The sequence below is a fragment of the Enterobacter sp. 186315 genome, assembly GCF_053290175.1.
Map to the genome: position 1 here is coordinate 23,336 of NZ_JBPTTK010000008.1, position 21,483 is coordinate 44,818.

Sequence of the window (21,483 nt, forward strand, 5' to 3'; positions counted from 1 at the left end):
AAGCTCATGGCCGGCGCAAAAGAGATACGTAGTAAGATCGCAAGCGTCCAGAACACGCAGAAGATCACTAAAGCGATGGAGATGGTCGCCGCTTCCAAAATGCGTAAATCGCAGGATCGCATGGCGGCCAGCCGTCCTTATGCAGATACCATGCGCAAAGTGATTGGTCACCTTGCGAACGGTAATCTGGAATATAAGCACCCTTACCTGGAAGAACGCGACGTTAAACGCGTGGGCTACCTGGTGGTGTCGACCGACCGTGGTCTGTGTGGCGGCTTGAACATTAACCTGTTCAAAAAATTGCTGGCGGATATGAAAGCGTGGTCCGAAAAAGGCGTTCAGTGCGATATCGCAATGATCGGCTCTAAGGGCGTATCTTTCTTCAATTCCGTAGGTGGCAATATCGTCGCTCAGGTGACCGGTATGGGTGATAACCCGTCCCTGTCCGAACTGATTGGTCCGGTAAAAGTTATGTTGCAGGCCTACGATGAAGGCCGTCTGGACAGACTGTACGTTGTCAGCAACAAATTTATTAACACCATGTCTCAGGTTCCAACTATCACTCAGATGTTGCCTCTCCCGGCTTCGGACGATGGCGAGTTGAAGCAAAAAACCTGGGATTACCTGTATGAACCCGATCCGAAAGCGCTGTTGGATACTCTGCTGCGTCGTTACGTCGAATCTCAGGTTTATCAGGGCGTTGTAGAAAACCTGGCCAGCGAGCAAGCCGCACGTATGGTGGCGATGAAAGCCGCGACCGATAATGGCGGCAGCCTGATTAAAGAGCTGCAGTTGGTCTACAACAAAGCTCGTCAGGCCAGCATTACTCAGGAACTCACCGAGATTGTCTCGGGGGCCGCCGCGGTTTAACCAGGTTTACGAATTACGTAGAGGATTCAAGATGGCTACTGGAAAGATTGTCCAGGTAATCGGCGCCGTGGTGGACGTCGAGTTCCCTCAGGACGCCGTACCACGCGTGTACGACGCGCTTGAGGTACAGAATGGTAACGAGAGCCTGGTGCTGGAAGTTCAGCAGCAGCTCGGCGGCGGTATCGTGCGTACCATCGCCATGGGTTCTTCCGACGGTCTGCGTCGTGGTCTGGAAGTTAAAGACCTTGAGCACCCGATCGAAGTTCCTGTAGGTAAAGCAACGCTGGGTCGTATCATGAACGTATTGGGTCAACCAATCGACATGAAAGGCGACATCGGCGAAGAAGAGCGTTGGGCTATCCACCGCGCAGCACCTTCCTACGAAGAGCTGTCCAGCTCTCAGGAACTGCTGGAAACCGGCATCAAAGTTATCGACCTGATGTGTCCGTTTGCGAAGGGCGGTAAAGTGGGTCTGTTCGGTGGTGCGGGTGTGGGTAAAACCGTAAACATGATGGAGCTGATCCGTAACATCGCGATCGAGCACTCCGGTTATTCCGTGTTTGCAGGTGTGGGTGAGCGTACTCGTGAGGGTAACGACTTCTACCACGAAATGACTGACTCCAACGTTCTGGACAAAGTATCCCTGGTTTACGGTCAGATGAACGAGCCACCAGGAAACCGTCTGCGCGTTGCGCTGACCGGCCTGACTATGGCTGAGAAATTCCGTGACGAAGGCCGTGACGTTCTGCTGTTCGTCGATAACATCTACCGTTATACCCTGGCCGGTACAGAAGTATCTGCACTGCTGGGTCGTATGCCTTCTGCGGTAGGTTATCAGCCAACCCTGGCGGAAGAGATGGGTGTTCTTCAGGAACGTATCACCTCTACCAAAACCGGTTCTATCACCTCCGTTCAGGCGGTATACGTACCTGCGGATGACTTGACTGACCCATCTCCAGCAACCACCTTTGCGCACTTAGATGCAACCGTGGTACTGAGCCGTCAGATCGCGTCCCTGGGTATCTACCCGGCCGTTGACCCGCTGGACTCCACCAGCCGTCAGCTGGATCCACTGGTTGTTGGTCAGGAACACTACGACACCGCGCGTGGCGTACAGTCCCTGCTGCAACGTTACCAGGAACTGAAAGACATCATCGCCATCCTCGGTATGGATGAGCTGTCTGAAGAAGACAAACTGGTGGTAGCACGCGCACGTAAGATCCAGCGCTTCCTGTCCCAGCCGTTCTTCGTAGCAGAAGTATTCACCGGTTCTCCGGGTAAATACGTTTCTCTGAAAGACACCATCCGTGGCTTTAAAGGCATCATGGAAGGCGAATACGATCACCTGCCAGAGCAGGCGTTCTACATGGTTGGTTCCATCGACGAAGCCGTGGAAAAAGCCAAAAAACTTTAACGCCTTAATCGGAGGGTGATATGGCAATGACTTACCACCTGGACGTCGTCAGCGCAGAGCAACAAATGTTCTCTGGTCTGGTCGAGAAAATCCAGGTAACGGGTAGTGAAGGTGAACTGGGTATCTTCCCGGGTCACGCACCGCTGCTCACCGCCATTAAGCCTGGTATGATCCGCATCGTTAAACAGTTCGGTCATGAAGAGTTCATCTATCTGTCCGGCGGCATTCTTGAAGTGCAGCCAGGCAGTGTGACCGTTCTGGCCGATACCGCTATCCGTGGACAGGATCTCGACGAAGCGCGAGCCCTGGAATCGAAGCGTAAGGCTGAAGAGCACATTAGCAGCTCTCATGGCGACGTGGATTACGCTCAGGCGTCTGCGGAGCTGGCCAAAGCTATCGCGAAACTGCGCGTTATCGAGTTGACCAAAAAAGCGATGTAACACCGGCTTGAAAAGCAAAAAGCCAGTCTGGATCCCAGGCTGGCTTTTTTTATGGTTTCGTTTCAGGAAAAATGAAACTGAAAAGCTGTTTTATTATTTTGTGATTCTCGTCACAAAAATATTGATCGGTTAAAATTTGAGGAGTAGACTTCTTTTTGTGACTTGAGTCACATAATTTCACCCATAAAATCAGGATGCCTCCATGAAACTGATCAATAAAATCATCGCTCTTTTCAGCTCAATGAATGTCTCTTTCGGCACATTCAACCACTAATCGCTGAATGCCGAGTGGCGCCATGCTTACCGTTGTGTGATAAGCGAAGCGCCATCTGGCAGCACCTCGCCTTTGCTGTTCACGCTTTTCCCCTTCGCCATAAAATAGTTCGACTCATCGATATTCCCCACCACCGCATCGTCATATTTGCCAGGCGCAGTCCGCACGGACTTATTGCCCGTGAATACTCCCTGCGTGGAAGCATCGCCATACGGGCTGGGACGGAAGATAAAGTTAAAGCGCAGATTGTCGACGGCCAGATTATTGGTAACCACCAGCGCGCCCGGGTTGAAGTTATCGGTAAACCCGTCAAGATGATTGCCCGTAGCTTTGCTGTTACGGATCTCATGCGCGACCGGCTGCCCTTCCCCACCGAGCTTAAAGCCGTTGCTGATATTGTTTTCAGCGACTGAATTCTCAATCACCACCACCCCATTCGCCCCGTCTTCAATTTTGTTAAACAGGTCAAAACCGTCATCAACATTATCGTGGGAATAGCAGTTCTCCAGGCGGTTGCCCTCCCCGACGCGCATTTTGACGGCAAAACCGTCGGCGTTAATCTTGCCCGGATCCTCATTGCCCCATGATTCGGAATGGATCACCCGGTTGTGGCTCGCCCACAGCGGACGGCCAACGTTCTCCGGCGAGGAGATCTGAATGCCGGTATCGTCATTGCGGTAGGCCTTCACGTTGGCGATCAGGTTATGGCTGCCCTGTATACGCAGGCTTTTCCCGGTGACGTCGATCCCGGTGATATGCCAGTTATTCGCCTCCAGCCGCAGCCCGTGGATCACGGCTTTCCCCTCGGCTTCGAGAGTTTTCGGCTTCTCCGCGCTGCCGCTGGCCGTCAGCGGGATGGTGCTCAGCGGGTAATCGCCGGCCTGAAGAACGATTTTCCCTCCTGCCGGGAGCAGGCTGATGGCGGTGGCGATATCTATCGGCGCGTCCGGCGAGCCTTTAGCTTCCGCCGAGCCTTGCGGGGAGACATACAGCGTCGTCAGCGGGTTATCCGCCCGTTTTTCTACGCTGAAATCCTGATGCACCGGGGCGTTGTCGGACGCGCTGGTGGGGGTAAAGGTCAGGCGGAAGGCATTCTTTTCACCGAGCGTTGCGGGCAGAGCGTACATCTCTCCGGCTTTGACCGGTTTATCATTACCGATCACCACTTCATTTTGTCGAACGCTAAAAAAGCCGTCGTAGTTGGCGCGGGCCTGAAGCAGATAGTGCGTTGAGCTGCTTTGCGTTCCCGAAGCGAGCTGCACGACGACCGGCTGCGCTTTCGCCTGCCAGGGGCTTGAAGCCGCCGTTTTAGCAGGGGTTGTTACAAGGGATGCCTCGGTAACGGTGATTTTTGCATTACGGGATGCGAAGAAGCCGACGTAATAGCGAGCGCTGTCCTGCACGGCGATAAGATCGGCGCGCGGTACGCTCTGGCTGACCCATGCATCGCTGCCCGCGGGCGCCCATGAGGTCACAAAGCCGCTATTGGTGCGCTCAAGCCGGAGGCGGAATACCGGCGTCTGTTGAATATCGACCTCTTCCCTGTAGCTCTGCTTTTTGATCGCCGCTCCGGCATCACCCCACGGGTGAGAAATCCCTTCCCGGGTGATGGCCTGCAATTTTATACGCTGACGATCTTGCTTATCCTGGGTCATGATGGCGTTCATCACCATATTCGACGCGGCGGGAAACTCCTCGTACCCCTCTTTCAGCGGCTGCTGGCGCGGCACGCCGAGAACATCGCGCACCAGAAGGCCCGCCCCCTCCTGTGCGGCCGGTTTCGCGCCGTTCTCCGGGCCAAACTGATCCACTCTCACGCTAGCCTGCAAAACGAAGTTCTCCGTCACCGGAAGTTCGGTATAGAAGAAGGTCAGCCCGTCGTGCGAGTTAGCGATTTTGCCGCCCCGGCTTTCGAGGGTGACGGGTTTTGATAAATCCGCGGCGTCCTGCGGCGTGAGTCTGACGCCATCAATGGTGACATCGTTAACGCCTATTTTGTCGGGCAGCACGTTGGAGGAAAAATTCAGATCGGTCGATTGCCCGAAGGCGATCGCTTTCCAGACGTGCGCTGGCTCAGCCGAAGAGGCGGCAAAGGTGCTACACATCATGAGCGCCAGAGGTATTTTATAATTCATTTTATTCTCCTGAGTGATAATTGAGCGCCATTATCATCAAGATGAAACGGTGTTTCTTTTTTATGCGTCACACTATTCAATTATTAAAACTGCGTTTTAATTTTTGATATCTTTATTCATGAGGCGAAAGAATGGCTAAGCTACTGTGAGGGCTGGCGACTTCCCCCGAGAATGCTATTTTCCAGAGAAAAAGTGATTTACTCTGCGCGTAAAAGTATCCTCAAATAGCCCGTAAAGCCCCGCGTTGAGCGTTTTAGCATCACTCCATTTTATGGCGCAAAATATGTAGAATTTTCAACGTCAAAGGGTTTTACTTCTCACTCAAATTACAGTCAGGACGCGTATGTTGAACAATACGATGAGCGTGGTCATCCTTGCCGCTGGCAAAGGCACCCGCATGTATTCCGATCTTCCAAAGGTGCTGCACACCCTGGCAGGAAAGCCGATGGTGCAGCATGTCATTGATGCCGCGAATGAACTCGGCGCAAAACAGGTTCACCTGGTGTACGGCCACGGCGGCGATCTCCTCAAGCAGACGCTGCGTGATGACAACCTCAACTGGGTGCTTCAGGCCGAACAGCTCGGTACGGGCCATGCGATGCAGCAGGCCGCGCCGTTCTTCGGCGATGACGAAGATATCCTGATGCTGTACGGCGATGTTCCGCTGATATCCGTCGAAACCCTGACCCGCCTGCGTGACGCGAAACCGCAGGGCGGTATCGGTCTGCTGACCGTGGTGCTGGACGATCCGAGCGGATATGGCCGTATTACCCGTGAAAACGGCAAAGTGACCGGCATCGTTGAGCACAAAGATGCCAGCGAAGCCCAGCGCGAGATCCCGGAAATTAACACCGGCATCCTGATCGCCAACGGCGCGGACATGAAGCGCTGGCTGTCGAAACTGAACAACAACAATTCACAGGGTGAATATTACATCACCGATATTATCGCCCTGGCCTACCAGGAAGGTCGCGACATTGCGGCAGTGCATCCGGCGCGCATCAGCGAAACGGACGGCGTGAACAACCGCCTGCAACTTTCTCGTCTGGAGCGTATTTATCAGTCCGAACAGGCTGAAAAACTGCTGCTGGCGGGCGTCATGCTTAAGGATCCGGCGCGTTTTGATCTGCGCGGCACTCTGTCTCACGGGCGTGACGTTGAGATCGATACTAACGTTATTCTCGAAGGCAGCGTCACCCTGGGCCACCGCGTGAAGATTGGCACCGGCTGCGTGATCAAAAATAGCGTGATTGGCGATGACTGCGAAATCAGCCCGTACAGCGTGGTGGAAGATGCGCATCTCGATGCGGCCTGCACCATCGGCCCGTTTGCGCGTCTGCGCCCGGGCGCAGAGCTGCTGGAAGGCGCGCACGTTGGCAACTTCGTTGAGATGAAAAAGGCGCGCCTGGGTAAAGGCTCTAAAGCCGGTCATTTGACCTATCTTGGCGATGCGGAAATTGGCGATAACGTGAATATCGGCGCGGGTACGATTACCTGCAACTATGACGGCGCGAACAAGTTTAAAACCATCATCGGCGATGACGTGTTTGTGGGCTCCGATACGCAGCTGGTGGCGCCGGTGACGGTCGGCAACGGTGTGACCATCGCCGCCGGGACAACCGTGACGCGCGATGTGGCCGAGAACGAACTGGTGTTGAGCCGCGTGCCGCAGATCAACAAGCAGGGCTGGACACGCCCGGTGAAGAAGAAATAACAACAAGGCGGGTGGCGCTACGCTTACCCGCCCTACGATTGAGTAGGCCTGATAAGGCGTAGCCGTCATCAGGCAAACCCGGGTGAGGAGGTAAATATATATCTTCCCCCACCAGCAGTACCCATAAAAATAACCCCACTCTCTACAAGGCTCGGGGCGCCCGGAAAGGGCAAATACAGGTCAGCGACAACGCAGGCATAATGCCTAAATTCGGAATCTAAAACTATGTGTGGAATTGTTGGCGCAGTTGCGCAGCGTGATATTGCTGAAATCCTTCTCGAAGGCTTACGTCGTCTGGAATACCGTGGCTATGACTCTGCGGGTCTGGCGGTGGTGGATGCGGAAGGTCATATGACCCGCCTGCGTCGTCTGGGTAAAGTGCAGATGCTGGCGCAGGCGGCGGAAGAACATCCGCTGCACGGCGGCACGGGTATTGCGCATACCCGTTGGGCGACGCACGGCGAACCCTCTGAAGGCAACGCCCACCCGCATGTGTCTGAACACATTGTGGTGGTGCATAACGGCATTATCGAAAACCACGAACCGCTGCGCGAAGAGCTGAAAGCGCGCGGCTACACCTTTGTGTCCGAAACCGACACCGAAGTGATTGCTCACCTGGTCCACTGGGAGCTGGCGAAGGGCGGCACGCTGCGCGATGCGGTACTGCGCGCGATCCCTCAGCTGCGTGGCGCATACGGTACGGTGATCATGGATTCCCGCGACCCGAGCACCCTGCTGGCCGCGCGTTCCGGCAGCCCGATGGTGATCGGGCTGGGTATGGGCGAGAACTTCATCGCCTCCGATCAGCTGGCGCTGCTGCCTGTGACCCGCCGCTTTATCTTCCTTGAAGAGGGCGATATCGCCGAAGTGACGCGCCGCGAAGTTTCCATTTTCGATAAATCCGGCGCGGCGATTAAACGCCCTGAGATCGAATCTAACCTGCAATACGATGCGGGCGACAAGGGCGCGTATCGTCACTACATGCAGAAAGAGATCTACGAGCAGCCAAACGCCATCAAAAACACCCTGACCGGGCGCATCAGCCACGGCCAGGTCGATCTGAGCGAGCTGGGTGCCAACGCGGCCGAACTGCTTTCTCAGGTTGAGCATATTCAGATCGTGGCCTGCGGCACCTCGTACAACTCCGGGATGGTCTCTCGCTACTGGTTTGAATCCCTGGCGGGCGTGCCGTGCGACGTGGAAATCGCGTCTGAGTTCCGCTACCGTAAATCCGCGGTGCGTCGTAACAGCCTGATGATCACCCTTTCCCAGTCTGGCGAAACGGCGGATACCCTGGCGGCGCTGCGCCTGTCGAAAGAGCTGGGCTATCTTGGCTCGCTGGCGATTTGTAACGTCCCTGGCTCCTCGCTGGTGCGTGAATCCGATCTGGCGCTGATGACCAAAGCCGGTACCGAAATCGGTGTGGCATCAACCAAAGCCTTTACCACTCAGCTGACCGTTCTGCTGATGCTGGTGGCGAAGCTGGCGCGTCTGAAAGGCGTGGATGCTTCCGTTGAGCAGGACATTGTTCACGGGTTGCAGGCGCTGCCGAGCCGTATTGAGCAGATGCTGTCTCAGGACAAACGCATCAAGGCGCTGGCGGAAGATTTCTCCGACAAACATCACGCGCTGTTCCTTGGCCGTGGCGATCAGTATCCGATCGCACTGGAAGGCGCGCTGAAGCTGAAAGAGATCTCCTACATCCATGCGGAAGCCTACGCCGCGGGTGAGCTGAAGCACGGCCCGCTGGCGCTGATTGACGCCGATATGCCGGTTATCGTTGTGGCACCGAACAACGAACTGCTGGAAAAACTGAAATCGAACATCGAAGAGGTCCGTGCCCGCGGTGGCGTACTGTTCGTCTTTGCGGATAAAGATGCCGGTTTTGCCAGCAGCGACAATATGCACATCATTGAGATGCCGCATGTGGAAGAGGTGATCGCGCCAATCTTCTACACCGTTCCGTTGCAGCTGCTGGCGTATCACGTGGCGCTGATCAAAGGCACCGACGTTGACCAGCCGCGTAACCTGGCGAAGTCCGTTACCGTCGAATAATCTCTCCGGGCTCCACCTTCGGGTGGAGCTTTTTTATCCCATCTGGTTTGTTTTTAATCAACGCTTCCCCGCTTTTATAGATGACAATCTGTCATCTTCAGCTACTTTTTTCAGTGTCACATAAAGAAAATATAACTGTAAATCTACCGTCATGTTTGTGTCTAACATGATGATATTCATTGAGTATTTCGACAGTTTTTAACTGAAGTTTTCGTTGTCATAAAACTGTCATAATTCGTACATTTATCTGTCACCTGTTTGTCCTATTTTGCTCATCGTAGCCACTAAACAACGATTTACGAAAATCTTGCAGGAGACATTATGAAAGTTATGCGTACCACTGTCGCAACTGTTGTCGCCGCGACCTTATCTCTGAGCGCTTTCTCTGTATTCGCAGAGGCAAGCCTGACTGGCGCTGGTGCAACCTTCCCTGCGCCGGTGTATGCCAAATGGGCGGATACCTACCAGAAAGAAACCGGTAACAAGGTTAACTATCAGGGTATCGGCTCCTCCGGTGGCGTTAAACAAATTACCGCGAACACCGTTGATTTCGGCGCATCAGACGCTCCGCTGTCTGATGAAAAACTGGCGCAGGAAGGCCTGTTCCAGTTCCCGACCGTGATCGGCGGCGTTGTGCTGGCCATCAACCTGCCGGGCGTGAAGTCGGGCGAGCTGGTGCTGGACGGCAAAACGCTGGGTGACATCTACCTCGGCAAAATCAAAAAATGGGATGACGAAGCGATTGCTAAGCTCAACCCAGGCATGAAACTCCCTTCTCAGAACATCGCCGTGGTTCGCCGCGCGGATGGTTCGGGCACCTCCTTCGTCTTCACCAGCTACCTGGCAAAAGTGAACGACGAGTGGAAATCTAAAGTCGGCTCCGGCTCTACCGTCAACTGGCCAACCGGTTTGGGCGGTAAAGGTAACGACGGTATCGCCGCGTTCGTACAGCGTCTGCCTGGCTCCATCGGCTACGTAGAATATGCGTACGCGAAGCAGAACAACCTGGCCTATACCAAACTGGTTTCTGCTGACGGCAAGCCGGTCAGCCCGACGGAAGAAAACTTTGCTAACGCCGCGAAAGGCGCTGACTGGAGCAAATCCTTCGCACAGGATCTGACTAACCAGAAAGGCGACAATGCATGGCCAATCACCTCTACCACGTTCATTCTGGTTCACAAAGATCAGAAGAAGCCTGAGCAGGGTACGGAAGTGCTGAAGTTCTTCGACTGGGCATACAAAAACGGCGGCAAACAGGCTAACGATCTGGATTACGCCAGCCTGCCGGACAGCGTGGTTGAGCAGGTTCGTGCTGCATGGAAGACCAACGTAAAAGACAGCAGCGGTAAAGCGCTGTACTAACAGGATATATTTAACGAAGATGGCGGGTGGCGCTGCGCTTACCCGCCCTACGGTTTAATCTGTAGGCCCGGTAAGCGTCAGCGCCACCGGGCATATTCGTAAAAACGTCTCAAACAGAAGAGTGATTTATGGCTGCAACCAAGCCTGCATTTAACCCTCCGGGTAAAAAAGGTGACATGATTTTCAGCGCGCTGGTCAAACTGGCTGCGCTGATTGTGCTATTGCTGCTGGGCGGCATTATCGTGTCTCTGATTTTCTCCTCCTGGCCAAGCATTCAGAAATTCGGTTTCTCCTTCCTGTGGACAAAAGAGTGGGACGCGCCGAACGATATCTACGGTGCGCTGGTGCCCATCTACGGCACGCTGGTGACCTCGTTCATCGCCCTGCTGATCGCCGTTCCGGTCAGCTTTGGTATCGCCCTGTTCCTGACCGAGCTGGCACCCGGCTGGCTGCGACGTCCGCTCGGTATTGCGATCGAACTGCTGGCGGCTATTCCGAGTATCGTTTACGGCATGTGGGGCCTGTTTATCTTCGCGCCGCTGTTCGCCACCTACTTCCAGGAGCCGGTGGGCAACGTACTGTCTGCGATCCCGTTTGTGGGAGCGCTGTTCGAGGGCCCGGCGTTCGGTATCGGTATTCTGGCGGCTGGCGTGATCCTCGCCATCATGATCATTCCGTACATTGCGGCGGTAATGCGCGATGTCTTCGAACAAACCCCGGTGATGATGAAAGAGTCGGCCTACGGCATCGGCTGCACCACCTGGGAAGTTATCTGGCGCATCGTTCTTCCGTTCACCAAAAATGGGGTGATCGGGGGCGTGATGCTCGGCCTGGGCCGCGCGCTGGGTGAAACCATGGCGGTGACCTTTATCATCGGCAACACCTACCAGCTCGACAGCGCCTCGCTGTTCATGCCGGGTAACAGCATTACGTCGGCGCTGGCGAACGAATTTGCCGAAGCGGAATCCGGGCTGCACGTTGCCGCGCTGATGGAGCTGGGTCTGATCCTGTTTGTTATCACCTTCATCGTTCTGGCGATTTCCAAGCTGATGATTATGCGTCTGGCTAAAAATGAGGGGGCACGCTAATGGCGACTCTCGAAATGCAAAGCACCGCCGAGCTGGCGGAGTCCCGCCGTAAGATGCAGTCAAAGCGCCGTTTGAAAAACCGCATTGCGCTGACGCTCTCCATGGCGACCATGGCGTTTGGCCTGTTCTGGCTGGTCTGGATCCTCTTCTCGACCATAGTTCGCGGTATCGACGGCATGTCGCTGGCGCTGTTCACCGAGATGACGCCGCCGCCGAACACGGCGGGCGGTGGTCTGGCGAACGCCCTTGCGGGCAGCGGCCTGCTGATCCTGTGGGCGACCGTGGTGGGCACGCCGCTGGGCATTATGGCGGGGATTTACCTCGCGGAATATGGCCGTAAATCCTGGCTCGCGGAAGTGATTCGCTTCATCAACGACATTCTGCTTTCTGCCCCGTCTATCGTGGTCGGCCTGTTTGTCTACACCGTGGTGGTGGCGCAGATGGAGCACTTCTCCGGCTGGGCGGGCGTGATTGCGCTGGCGCTGTTGCAGGTGCCTATCGTTATCCGAACCACGGAAAACATGCTGAAACTGGTGCCGGACAGCCTGCGCGAAGCGGCTTACGCGCTGGGAACGCCAAAGTGGAAAATGATCTCCGCGATTACGCTAAAAGCGTCAATCTCCGGGATTATGACCGGTATCCTGCTCGCCGTTGCGCGTATCGCCGGTGAAACGGCTCCGCTGCTGTTTACCTCCCTCTCCAACCAGTTCTGGAGCACGGACATGATGCAGCCGATCGCCAACCTGCCGGTCACCATCTTTAAATTTGCGATGAGCCCGTTCGCGGAGTGGCAGCAGCTGGCCTGGGCCGGGGTGCTGATTATTACCCTTTGCGTACTGTTGCTGAACATTCTGGCGCGCGTCATTTTCGCGAAGAAGAAACACGGTTAATTTTTTACGGCGCGGCACGTCGCGGCGCCGAATGAGGAAATGAGTCAATGAGTATGGTTGATACTGCCCCGGGTAAGATTCAGGTTCGCGATTTGAACTTCTACTACGGCAAATTCCATGCCCTGAAGAATATCAACCTGGATATCGCTAAGAACCAGGTCACGGCATTCATCGGTCCGTCCGGCTGTGGCAAATCCACGCTGCTGCGTACCTTTAACAAAATGTATTCGCTCTATCCGGAGCAGCGCGCCGAAGGGGAGATCCTTCTCGACGGCGACAACATTCTCACTAATACCCAGGATATCGCCCTGCTGCGTGCCAAAGTGGGTATGGTGTTCCAGAAGCCAACGCCGTTCCCGATGTCGATTTACGACAACATCGCCTTTGGCGTTCGCCTGTTCGAGAAGCTCTCCCGTGCCGATATGGACGAGCGCGTGCAGTGGGCCTTGACCAAGGCCGCATTATGGAATGAAACCAAAGATAAGCTGCACCAGAGCGGGTACTCTCTCTCCGGTGGTCAGCAGCAGCGTCTGTGCATTGCGCGTGGCATCGCCATTCGCCCGGACGTGCTGCTGCTGGACGAGCCGTGTTCAGCGCTGGATCCGATCTCAACCGGTCGTATCGAAGAGCTGATCACCGAGCTGAAGCAGGATTACACCGTGGTTATCGTGACCCACAACATGCAGCAGGCCGCGCGTTGTTCCGATCACACGGCGTTTATGTACCTGGGCGAGTTGATTGAGTTCAGCAACACGGACGATCTGTTCACTAAGCCCGCGAAGAAACAAACCGAAGACTACATCACCGGACGCTACGGCTGATTCAGGAGTGCGCAATGGATAATCTCAATCTTAACAAACACATTTCCGGCCAGTTTAACGCCGAGCTGGAAAGCATCCGCACCCAGGTGATGACCATGGGCGGTATGGTCGAGCAGCAGCTTTCTGATGCGATCACCGCGATGCATAACCAGGACAGCGAGCTGGCGAAGCGCGTCATTGCAGGCGACCAAAACGTCAACATGATGGAAGTCGCGATCGACGAAGCCTGCGTGCGCATTATCGCCAAACGTCAGCCGACGGCGAGCGACCTGCGTCTGGTGATGGCGATCATCAAAACCATCGCCGAGCTGGAGCGTATTGGTGACGTGGCGGATAAAATCTGCCGTACCGCGCTCGAGAAGTTTTCCCAGCAGCACCAGCCGCTGCTGGTGAGCCTGGAGTCGCTGGGTCGCCACACGGTGCAGATGCTGCACGACGTGCTGGACGCCTTTGCGCGTATGGATCTTGACGAAGCGGTACGTATTTATCGTGAAGATAAGAAGGTCGACCAGGAATATGAGGGCATCGTGCGTCAGCTGATGACCTACATGATGGAAGATTCACGCACCATTCCAAGCGTACTGACCGCGCTGTTCTGCGCGCGCTCTATTGAGCGCATCGGCGACCGTTGCCAGAACATTTGTGAATACATTTTCTATTTCGTGAAGGGCCAGGATTTCCGTCACGTGGGCGGCGACGAGCTGGACAAGCTGCTGGCGGGTAAAGATCCGAAAGAGTAAAACAATTAATAACGCCAGCACTGCTGGCGTTATATTTAATATGGCTTATATAATTCACGCAAATAATATTTAACGAGTTCCTGTAATATCCCAATTATTAATTTGTTCTTTGTCACAAATTACGGTATTCCGCATTGTCTTTCCCTCCCGCCTGCAACAGAATTACATCCCATATTAGTTTCAGTTGAAAATTAATTAGCGGGTTCCGCAATTATATTCACCACAGGATTGTAACCGTCGTCATACGGGCAAAACCTGAAAAGATCCTCCTCGAAAGAGGGGCGGTCTTTTCAGGTTTTTTTGTTTTTTAACGCCATGACAGGATAAAAGAGTGCCGTTTCGCAGGGAAGGCGCCGCGTCATCTGCATATGACACGTATTGATTTTTACCCTCGTTAGCCACTTTGGGGGATGAATAATCCCCCCGTTTTTTAATCTTAATAATTAAAAGGGAATATGATTATGTTCAGGAGAAATGCTATTACCTCTGCATTTTTAATGATGGTGCCTTTTTGCCAGGTTAATGCGGAATCATTAACGGTCGAGCAGCGTCTTGAATTACTCGAAAAGGCGTTAAAGGATACCCAGAGCGAGCTGGAATATTATAAAAAGCAGTCGACTCCGGTACCGTCGAGCGTAAAACCCGTTAAAAAACCGGAAGCGGTTCTGGTCAAAAATGATAACGCCGCAGGGGATGCATCAGCGCCAGCCTTGTCGTCAGTCACCATGAAGGATTTCAGTAAGTTTGTGAAAGACGAGATCGGGTTCAGCTACAATGGCTACTTCCGTTCAGGCTGGGGAACCGCTTCCCACGGCGCGCCAAAATCCTGGGCCATCGGCTCTCTGGGACGTCTGGGGAACGAATACACAGGCTGGTTTGATTTGCAGCTCAAACAGCGGGTCTACAGCGAAGGCAACAAGCGCGTGGATGCGATAGTGATGCTGGACGGTAACGTCAGCCAGCAGTACTCCACGGGCTGGTTCGGGGATAACGCGGGCGGCGAGAACTATCTCCAGTTCTCCGACATGTACGTCACCACGCAAGGCTTCTTACCGTTCGCCCCGGAAGCGGATTTCTGGGTCGGTAAGCACGGCGCGCCGAAAATCGAAATTCAGATGCTCGACTGGAAAACGCAGCGTACCGATGCCGCGGCGGGCGTGGGTCTGGAAAACTGGAAAATCGGCCCGGGCAAAGTGGATATCGCGCTGGTGCGTGAAGACGTCGACGACTACGACCGTGACCTGAAGAACAAGCAGAAGATCAATACCAACGCCATCGACCTGCGCTACAAAGAGCTGCCGCTGTGGGACAACGCGACCCTGATGCTGAGCGGGCGTTATGTCGCCGCGAACCAGAGCAGCAGCGAGAAGTATAACGAGGACAACAACGGCTATTACCAGTGGAAAGATACCTGGATGGTCGGCAGCACCGTGACGCACAAATTCACGGAGGGTGGCTTTAACGAATACTCGCTGCTGCTGGCAAACAACTCCATTGCGAGCAGCTTCTCCCGCTACGCCGGCTCCAGTCCGTTTACCACCTTTAACGGCCGCTACTATGGCGATCACACCAACGGAACGGCGGTGCGACTCGCTTCACAGGGTGAAATGTATTTGGGTGACGACGTAATCGTGGCGAACGCGCTGGTCTACTCGTTTGGTAATGACGTTTATAGCTACGAAACCGGCGCCCATTCTGATTTCGAATCCATCCGCGCCGTGGTGCGTCCTGCCTATATCTGGGACAAATTCAACCAGACCGGCGTCGAGCTGGGCTACTTCAAACAGAAAAACATCGACCTGAGCGGCACCAACTATTACGAGTCCGGCTATAAGGCGACGCTGTTCCATACCTTTAAGGTCAATACCAGCATGTTGACCTCCCGCCCGGAAATTCGTTTCTACGGCACTTACATTAAGGCGGAAGATACCGATCTCGATGACTACACCTTCGCAGACGGGAAAAAGGATCAGTTCGCGGTAGGTGCGCAGGCTGAAATCTGGTGGTAATCAGAACATTGAAAAGGATGTGTTTATGAAACGCGTTAAATCGGTTTTATCCCTTATTGCGCTGTCGGTGTGTCTTAGCCAGCAGGTGAACGCCTCTGCGCTGCCTGATACGCCCGATCCGGCGATGACCGTGCAGCAGTACGTGACTCAGGTCAACGCGGACAAATCCATCACCTTCCGCTACTTCGCCCCGCAGGCGAAAAACGTGTCGGTGGTGATCGGCGTTCCCACTCCGGACAACATTCACCCTATGGTGAAGGACAGCGTGGGGATCTGGACCTGGCAGGCGCCGGTGATGAAGCCCAATTTGTACGAGTATTTCTTCAACATTGACGGCGTTCGCAGCATTGATACCGGCACGGCGATGCCGAAGCCGCAGCGCCAGGTGAACTCCAGCATGGTGCTGGTGCCGGGCAGTATTCTTGATGTGAATCCCGTCCCGCATGGCGATCTGATTGCGCTGACCTATCACTCCAGCGCCTTAAAATCCGAACGCCAGATGTTCGTCTGGACCCCGCCAGGCTACAGCGGTAAAGGGGAGCCGCTGCCGGTGCTCTATTTTTATCACGGGTTTGGCGATACCGGGCGCTCGGCGATTGACCAGGGGCGCATCGCGCAAATGATGGATAACCTGCTGGCCGAGGGCAAAATCAAGCCGATGCTGGTGGTGGTGCCGGATACCGAAACGGATGCAGAAGGGATTGTTCCTGAAACCTTCGTTCCCGGCGAGCGGCGCAAAGTGTTCTATCCGCTGAATGCAAAAGCCGCCGATCGCGAGCTGATGACCGACATTATTCCGCTCATCAGCAAGCGCTTCAACGTCCGTTCAGATGCGGACGGCCGCGCGCTGGCGGGGCTGTCTCAGGGCGGCTATCAGGCGCTGGTCTCAGGTCTCAATCATCTTGAAAGCTTCCGCTGGCTGGGCACCTTCAGCGGCGTGACGACCACGACGGTGCCGGATGCGGGCGTCAGCGCGCGTCTGGACAATCCTCAGTCCATCAACGCGCAGCTGCGCAACTTCACCGTGGTGGTGGGGGATCGGGATATGGTCACCGGGAAGGACATTGCCGGCCTGAAGGCCGAGCTGGAAAAACGCGATATTCGCTTTGAATATCATGAATATCCGGGGCTGAACCATGAGATGGACGTCTGGCGTCCGGCGTATGCCGAGTTCGTGCAGAAGTTATTCAAATAGCTGGCTTATCAGGACGATATGATGAGATTAATCATAACCGACGACTACGAGCAGATGAGCCAGTTTGCGGCCCAGCAGCTGTACGAGCTGATGGACAAGCCGCGCCTCGTTCACCTGGCGATCACGGCGGGCAGTACGCCGAAGCGCATGTACGAGCTGCTCACGCCGATGGTGAAAGGCAAAAACTGGCTCAAAAACGTGCAGTTTTACAATTTCGACGAGATCCCGTTTCGCGATAAGTCGGGCGATGGCGTCACCCTCACCAGCCTGCGCAACCTGTTCTTCACGCCGACGGCGGTCAACGAGGCGAATATCCATCAGCTGACGGTGGACAACTACGCGGGTCATGACCGGATGCTGGCGGAGAGAGGCGGGCTGGATCTGGTGGTGATGGGGCTGGGTGCCGACGGTCACTTTTGCGGCAATTTACCCAACACCACCCATTTTCACGACATGACCACTCTGGTGCCCATAGACGGTGAGCTGGTTAACCTCGTGGCGCACGAGCTGGGCGGTGATGTCTCACAGGTACCGACGCACTACGTGACCATGGGGCCGAAAAGCATCATGGCGGCGAAAAACCTGCTGGTGATCGTCAACGGTGAAGCGAAAGCGAAGGCGCTGAAGGGGATGCTGGAAGGGCCGGTGACAGAGGCGTTACCCGCGTCTGTGCTTCAGCTGCACCCGTTCCTGACGGTGATCGCAGATAAAGCGGCGGCATCTGAACTGACGCTGGCGTAAAGGTGTATGTCCCGCCGCGGTGCGGCGGGATGTCCCTTAGCGGGTGATGTTCCAGCCGCGCGCCTTCCACAGTTCCGGCAGCTGTGCCAGATCGGTAAAGGTGGTCACGTTTGGATGATCGATCGGCTTGTTGTGCGGATCGGCGCAGAAGTAAAACACCTCCATGCCTGCATCAATCCCCGACTGCGCGCCCGCCGTAGAATCATCCACCAGGATGCAGTTCTCGACGTTCACGTTCATCGCCTTAGCCGCGTGGAACATCAGGGCCGGATCCGGCTTCCAGCGCTGAATATCGTAGCCGCTGAACAGTTTTTCCGGGAAATGGTGCAACATCTCAAGCTTGCCCAGCGAGTGCTGCATTTTGCTGACCGGGCCGTTTGATACCACGCAGATCGGCACCGTCATGGCGTCCAGCAGCGCGTTTGCGCCAGCGATCACCTCCAGCTCCGAGTCGAAGAGGCGTGCGACCTCGGCGCGGTACACCGGCTCCAGATCGGCTTTCGCCAGATCTACGCCGTGTTCTTCGTTAATGATGTCGATGATTTCGTAGAGCTTCACGCCCTTAAAGCGTTTGAACACCTCTTCGAGATCGAGCGTAATGCCAAATTCCTGGAACATGGCGACATACGCGCGGGAACAAATGACCTCACTGTCGACAAGCGTACCGTCGCAGTCGAAAAATACCGCCTCAATTCCGGACATGCCTTTCCCTTTTAACAAGTTTAACGTTTACGTGATGCAGATTAACGACACGCAATCGTTGCCGTATAAGCAAATTCAATGAAAAAAAGTACCTCACAACCGCCCTTATTGTCGCATTTTGGTATAGGATAGCGACGAATTTTCCCTCCTTGTTCGGAAATAGATGATGAGTCAACAACACACTACCCAGACATCTGGTCAGGGTCTGCTTGAGCGCGTGTTTAAACTGCGCGAGCACGGCACAACGGCACGCACCGAAGTGATCGCCGGTTTCACCACCTTCCTGACGATGGTGTATATCGTTTTTGTTAACCCACAAATTCTGGGCGTTGCTGGCATGGACACCAGCGCCGTCTTCGTGACCACCTGCCTGATCGCTGCACTCGGCAGCATTCTGATGGGCGTATTTGCTAACCTGCCGGTTGCGCTGGCACCGGCAATGGGTCTGAACGCGTTCTTCGCCTTCGTGGTCGTTCAGGCGATGGGCCTGCCGTGGCAGGTGGGGATGGGCGCTATTTTCTGGGGCGCCATCGGCCTGCTGCTGCTGACCATTTTCCGTGTGCGCTACTGGATGATTGCCAATATCCCAGTGAGCCTGCGCGTGGGCATCACCAGCGGTATTGGTCTGTTCATCGGCATGATGGGGCTGAAAAACGCGGGCGTGATCGTCGCTAACCCGGATACGCTGGTGAGCATCGGCCATCTGACCTCGCACAACGTGCTGCTGGGCGTGCTGGGCTTCTTCATCATCGCTATCCTGGCGTCCCGCAACATTCATGCGGCGGTGCTGGTCTCTATCGTCGTAACCACGCTGCTGGGCTGGATGCTGGGTGATGTTCACTACAACGGCATCGTTTCTGCGCCGCCAAGCGTGAGCACCGTGATCGGTCACGTCGATCTGGCCGGTTCGCTGAACCTCGGTCTGGCGGGTGTGATTTTCTCCTTCATGCTGGTTAACCTGTTCGACTCCTCCGGTACGCTGATCGGCGTGACCGACAAAGCGGGTCTGGCGGATGAGAAGGGCAAATTCCCACGCATGAAGCAGGCGCTGTACGTTGACAGTATCTCGTCCGTAGCGGGTTCGTTTATCGGCACCTCGTCTGTTACCGCTTACATTGAATCCTCTTCCGGCGTGTCCGTGGGCGGTCGTACCGGCCTGACGGCGGTCGTGGTAGGCATTCTGTTCCTGCTGGTGATTTTCCTCTCTCCGCTGGCGGGCATGGTGCCTCCGTACGCGGCGGCAGGTGCGCTGATCTACGTGGGGGTGCTGATGACCTCCAGCCTGGTGCGCGTGAAGTGGGAAGATTTAACCGAAGCGGTTCCGGCGTTTATTACCGCGGTGATGATGCCGTTCAGCTTCTCGATTACCGAAGGTATCGCGCTGGGCTTTATCTCTTACTGCGTGATGAAGATCGGTACCGGTCGCTTCCGCGACCTCAGCCCGTGCGTCATCATTGTGGCGCTGTTGTTTGTGCTGAAGATTGTGTTCATCGACGCCAAATAAACGTGTTTGTTCCCTCTCCCTGTGGGAGAGGGCTAGGGTGAGGGTGAGGGCATCAGCCCGCTCGAAGCTTACGCCTTCACCCGCTTAATATAATCCCCGAACGCCGTCAGCTGACCAGACAGATGGTCACGCGTGCTCTGATCCACCACTTCACCCGTCTGCGGGTCGACCTTATTCTGAATCACACCGCCCATAAACTCAGGCTTGTTCATCACCATCGCGTCCAGGAAGACCAGGATCTGACGCAGGTGATACTGACAGCGCGCGCCGCCAATCGCGCCCATTGAGCTGGTCTGGATCAGCACCGGCTTGCCCGCCAGCGGCTGTTCCGGTAAACGGGATAACCAGTCGATGGCGTTTTTCAGGCCACCCGGCACCGAGTAGTTATACTCTGGCGTCACGATAACCACGCCGTCGGCCTGGCGGATCTGCTCTGCAATCGCTTCCACGCTCTGCGGAAAACCCTCTTCCTGCTGAACATCGGCATCGTACAGCGGGATCTCGCCGATTGAAGGCAGCGCGGAGATCTCCATCCCTGCCGGAGCCAGCTGCGGAAGCGTCCGCGCGACCATCCCATTAAAAGAACCTTTGCGCAGGCTTCCCAGTAACGTAACAACTTTCAACGTATCAGACATGATTACTCCTTTTCATCATGATGGCCCGGAACGGGTCAGTTAAGGGTAAGAGCTTTTTCTGCCGGTAAACTGGTTAACCTCATCAGGCGTGCGGCGGGTTCGTTGGCGCGCGCCGGCACATCAGGAAGGCTACGCCAGCCGCGCGCGCTGTCAAATTCCCAGATTTTCAGCCGCTCAATCGCAGGCGTCACCGCAATCGACCAAATCAGCACGTCTTCGGCGTCGCTCAATGCCTCCACCAGGGACGTTTTTGAGGCGCGAAGACGGCCCGAGCCGGGCAACAGCTGAAGCAGGCTCGCGTCATCCGCGGCGCAGCCCGAGAGCTTGCGAATGCTCTGGCGCAGCGTCACGAGCTGGGCTTTCGCCTCGTTGGGATCGTTCTGGTTACGGATCCACAGCTTCTCGTTGCTGGAAAGCGGATAGGCATCCAGCGCGTTAGCGCCGAGAAAACCGTGGGTCGCGCGCTGAAGTTCCAGATCCAGCCCGCAGTCGCCTTCGGTGGTCAGCGCAACGCCAGTGATGTTGCCGGTATAGGAGATGGAAAAGCGGGGAAGCGCGGGGTCCGCAAAGACCGGGCGGCCACCCGGCTGGGTGATGATATCCGGCAGCTCGCTGGTGCCGTACAGCATAAATAACAGTTCGGCGAGCAGCGCCCGGGAGGCTAAAAAGCGCGTCCGTCGATGCTCGGGAAGCTTACGTGCTTCTTCGTGACAGGCTAGTGAGATCCTGGCCGATACGAGGCGTCCTTCGGTGAGAGTCCCTCTTGCAAAGTGCGTTGCCATTTTTCGCTCCTTGATAATGGTCGTAGTCGGTTAAACGGTTACATTTATTATCGCTTAACTTCACTTCTGATTTAATCAGTAATTAGGATTAAGAGAAGTCTTAGCGCCGAAC

Annotated in this window: 18 protein-coding genes; 14 read left to right on the forward strand and 4 right to left on the reverse strand. The window is 55.4% G+C overall.

Annotated elements, in window-relative coordinates; genetic code table 11:
* The first annotated feature begins 6 nt into the window (after nt 1–6).
* The 3 genes from atpG to ACSVHP_RS11085 are packed head-to-tail and all read left to right on the forward strand — an operon-like array spanning nt 7 to nt 2,724.
* Nucleotides 7–870, forward strand: a complete 864-nt coding sequence (atpG, locus tag ACSVHP_RS11075; protein ID WP_234673739.1) for a F0F1 ATP synthase subunit gamma — start codon at nt 7–9, stop codon at nt 868–870.
* 31 nt (nt 871–901) lie between these two features.
* On the forward strand, nt 902–2,284 hold the full coding sequence (gene atpD / locus ACSVHP_RS11080) for a F0F1 ATP synthase subunit beta (RefSeq protein ID WP_006177559.1): 1,383 nt from the start codon (nt 902–904) through the stop codon (nt 2,282–2,284).
* Between the two features lie 20 nt (nt 2,285–2,304).
* On the forward strand, nt 2,305–2,724 hold the full coding sequence (locus ACSVHP_RS11085; protein ID WP_006177560.1) for a F0F1 ATP synthase subunit epsilon: 420 nt from the start codon (nt 2,305–2,307) through the stop codon (nt 2,722–2,724).
* A gap of 300 nt (nt 2,725–3,024) precedes the next feature.
* On the opposite strand, the gene ACSVHP_RS11090 is transcribed toward ACSVHP_RS11085, so the two are convergent.
* Nucleotides 3,025–5,133 (reverse strand): right-handed parallel beta-helix repeat-containing protein, encoded by a 2,109-nt coding sequence (locus ACSVHP_RS11090; RefSeq protein ID WP_447551924.1) that lies wholly within the window; start codon nt 5,131–5,133, stop codon nt 3,025–3,027.
* 343 nt (nt 5,134–5,476) lie between these two features.
* Here ACSVHP_RS11090 and glmU point away from each other — a divergent pair, with 343 nt between their 5' ends.
* The 10 genes from glmU to ACSVHP_RS11140 all read left to right on the forward strand — a co-directional run bounded on the left by glmU (nt 5,477) and on the right by ACSVHP_RS11140 (nt 17,748).
* The gene (gene glmU / locus ACSVHP_RS11095) at nt 5,477–6,847 is read left to right on the forward strand and encodes a bifunctional UDP-N-acetylglucosamine diphosphorylase/glucosamine-1-phosphate N-acetyltransferase GlmU (protein WP_447551925.1); all 1,371 of its coding nucleotides are present in this window, start codon (nt 5,477–5,479) and stop codon (nt 6,845–6,847) included.
* 225 nt (nt 6,848–7,072) lie between these two features.
* Nucleotides 7,073–8,902 (forward strand): glutamine--fructose-6-phosphate transaminase (isomerizing), encoded by a 1,830-nt coding sequence (gene glmS / locus ACSVHP_RS11100; RefSeq protein WP_447551926.1) that lies wholly within the window; start codon nt 7,073–7,075, stop codon nt 8,900–8,902.
* Between the two features lie 321 nt (nt 8,903–9,223).
* Nucleotides 9,224–10,264, forward strand: a complete 1,041-nt coding sequence (gene pstS / locus ACSVHP_RS11105; RefSeq protein WP_234673735.1) for a phosphate ABC transporter substrate-binding protein PstS — start codon at nt 9,224–9,226, stop codon at nt 10,262–10,264.
* Nucleotides 10,265–10,392: 128 nt separating this feature from the next.
* The gene (pstC, locus tag ACSVHP_RS11110) at nt 10,393–11,352 is read left to right on the forward strand and encodes a phosphate ABC transporter permease PstC (protein WP_234673734.1); all 960 of its coding nucleotides are present in this window, start codon (nt 10,393–10,395) and stop codon (nt 11,350–11,352) included.
* Nucleotides 11,352–12,242 (forward strand): phosphate ABC transporter permease PstA, encoded by an 891-nt coding sequence (gene pstA, locus ACSVHP_RS11115; RefSeq protein WP_447551927.1) that lies wholly within the window; start codon nt 11,352–11,354, stop codon nt 12,240–12,242. Before pstC ends, pstA begins: the two co-directional genes overlap by 1 nt.
* Nucleotides 12,243–12,289: 47 nt before the next feature.
* Nucleotides 12,290–13,063, forward strand: coding sequence for a phosphate ABC transporter ATP-binding protein PstB (gene pstB, locus ACSVHP_RS11120; RefSeq protein ID WP_234673732.1), 774 nt, complete (start codon nt 12,290–12,292; stop codon nt 13,061–13,063).
* A 14-nt stretch (nt 13,064–13,077) separates the two neighbouring features.
* Nucleotides 13,078–13,803 (forward strand): phosphate signaling complex protein PhoU, encoded by a 726-nt coding sequence (phoU, locus tag ACSVHP_RS11125; RefSeq protein ID WP_006177575.1) that lies wholly within the window; start codon nt 13,078–13,080, stop codon nt 13,801–13,803.
* 461 nt (nt 13,804–14,264) lie between these two features.
* Entirely contained in the window at nt 14,265–15,812 is a 1,548-nt protein-coding gene (locus ACSVHP_RS11130; RefSeq protein WP_447551928.1) for a carbohydrate porin, read from the forward strand.
* A 25-nt stretch (nt 15,813–15,837) separates the two neighbouring features.
* Nucleotides 15,838–17,007 carry an esterase gene (locus ACSVHP_RS11135; protein ID WP_447551929.1) on the forward strand — a complete coding sequence of 390 codons (1,170 nt, stop codon included), beginning with the start codon at nt 15,838–15,840 and terminating at the stop codon, nt 17,005–17,007.
* Nucleotides 17,008–17,028: 21 nt separating this feature from the next.
* Nucleotides 17,029–17,748 carry a glucosamine-6-phosphate deaminase gene (locus ACSVHP_RS11140; protein WP_234673755.1) on the forward strand — a complete coding sequence of 240 codons (720 nt, stop codon included), beginning with the start codon at nt 17,029–17,031 and terminating at the stop codon, nt 17,746–17,748.
* A 36-nt stretch (nt 17,749–17,784) separates the two neighbouring features.
* Here the strand turns inward: ACSVHP_RS11140 and yieH are convergent, their stop codons facing one another.
* Nucleotides 17,785–18,450, reverse strand: a complete 666-nt coding sequence (gene yieH, locus ACSVHP_RS11145) for a 6-phosphogluconate phosphatase (protein ID WP_447551930.1) — start codon at nt 18,448–18,450, stop codon at nt 17,785–17,787.
* A 166-nt stretch (nt 18,451–18,616) separates the two neighbouring features.
* Here yieH and adeP point away from each other — a divergent pair, with 166 nt between their 5' ends.
* The gene (gene adeP / locus ACSVHP_RS11150) at nt 18,617–19,954 is read left to right on the forward strand and encodes an adenine permease AdeP (RefSeq protein WP_447551931.1); all 1,338 of its coding nucleotides are present in this window, start codon (nt 18,617–18,619) and stop codon (nt 19,952–19,954) included.
* A gap of 68 nt (nt 19,955–20,022) precedes the next feature.
* Here adeP and ACSVHP_RS11155 read toward each other — a convergent pair whose 3' ends face one another.
* Both ACSVHP_RS11155 and ACSVHP_RS11160 read right to left on the reverse strand, forming a co-directional pair.
* On the reverse strand, nt 20,023–20,589 hold the full coding sequence (locus tag ACSVHP_RS11155; protein ID WP_447551932.1) for an NADPH-dependent FMN reductase: 567 nt from the start codon (nt 20,587–20,589) through the stop codon (nt 20,023–20,025).
* Nucleotides 20,590–20,624: 35 nt separating this feature from the next.
* Nucleotides 20,625–21,371, reverse strand: a complete 747-nt coding sequence (locus tag ACSVHP_RS11160; protein ID WP_417315359.1) for a 4'-phosphopantetheinyl transferase family protein — start codon at nt 21,369–21,371, stop codon at nt 20,625–20,627.
* Between the last annotated feature and the right edge of the window lie 112 nt (nt 21,372–21,483).

Coding starts and splice junctions, on each gene's coding strand:
- adeP (WP_447551931.1), top strand. CDS start 18,617: ATGAGTCAACAACACACTACCCAGACATCTGGTCAGGGTCTGCTTGAG.
- atpG (WP_234673739.1), top strand. CDS start 7: ATGGCCGGCGCAAAAGAGATACGTAGTAAGATCGCAAGCGTCCAGAAC.
- pstS (WP_234673735.1), top strand. CDS start 9,224: ATGAAAGTTATGCGTACCACTGTCGCAACTGTTGTCGCCGCGACCTTA.
- ACSVHP_RS11090 (WP_447551924.1), bottom strand. CDS start 5,133: ATGAATTATAAAATACCTCTGGCGCTCATGATGTGTAGCACCTTTGCC.
- glmU (WP_447551925.1), top strand. CDS start 5,477: ATGTTGAACAATACGATGAGCGTGGTCATCCTTGCCGCTGGCAAAGGC.
- phoU (WP_006177575.1), top strand. CDS start 13,078: ATGGATAATCTCAATCTTAACAAACACATTTCCGGCCAGTTTAACGCC.
- atpD (WP_006177559.1), top strand. CDS start 902: ATGGCTACTGGAAAGATTGTCCAGGTAATCGGCGCCGTGGTGGACGTC.
- yieH (WP_447551930.1), bottom strand. CDS start 18,450: ATGTCCGGAATTGAGGCGGTATTTTTCGACTGCGACGGTACGCTTGTC.
- ACSVHP_RS11085 (WP_006177560.1), top strand. CDS start 2,305: ATGGCAATGACTTACCACCTGGACGTCGTCAGCGCAGAGCAACAAATG.
- pstB (WP_234673732.1), top strand. CDS start 12,290: ATGAGTATGGTTGATACTGCCCCGGGTAAGATTCAGGTTCGCGATTTG.
- pstC (WP_234673734.1), top strand. CDS start 10,393: ATGGCTGCAACCAAGCCTGCATTTAACCCTCCGGGTAAAAAAGGTGAC.
- ACSVHP_RS11130 (WP_447551928.1), top strand. CDS start 14,265: ATGTTCAGGAGAAATGCTATTACCTCTGCATTTTTAATGATGGTGCCT.
- ACSVHP_RS11140 (WP_234673755.1), top strand. CDS start 17,029: ATGAGATTAATCATAACCGACGACTACGAGCAGATGAGCCAGTTTGCG.
- ACSVHP_RS11155 (WP_447551932.1), bottom strand. CDS start 20,589: ATGTCTGATACGTTGAAAGTTGTTACGTTACTGGGAAGCCTGCGCAAA.
- pstA (WP_447551927.1), top strand. CDS start 11,352: ATGGCGACTCTCGAAATGCAAAGCACCGCCGAGCTGGCGGAGTCCCGC.
- glmS (WP_447551926.1), top strand. CDS start 7,073: ATGTGTGGAATTGTTGGCGCAGTTGCGCAGCGTGATATTGCTGAAATC.
- ACSVHP_RS11160 (WP_417315359.1), bottom strand. CDS start 21,371: ATGGCAACGCACTTTGCAAGAGGGACTCTCACCGAAGGACGCCTCGTA.
- ACSVHP_RS11135 (WP_447551929.1), top strand. CDS start 15,838: ATGAAACGCGTTAAATCGGTTTTATCCCTTATTGCGCTGTCGGTGTGT.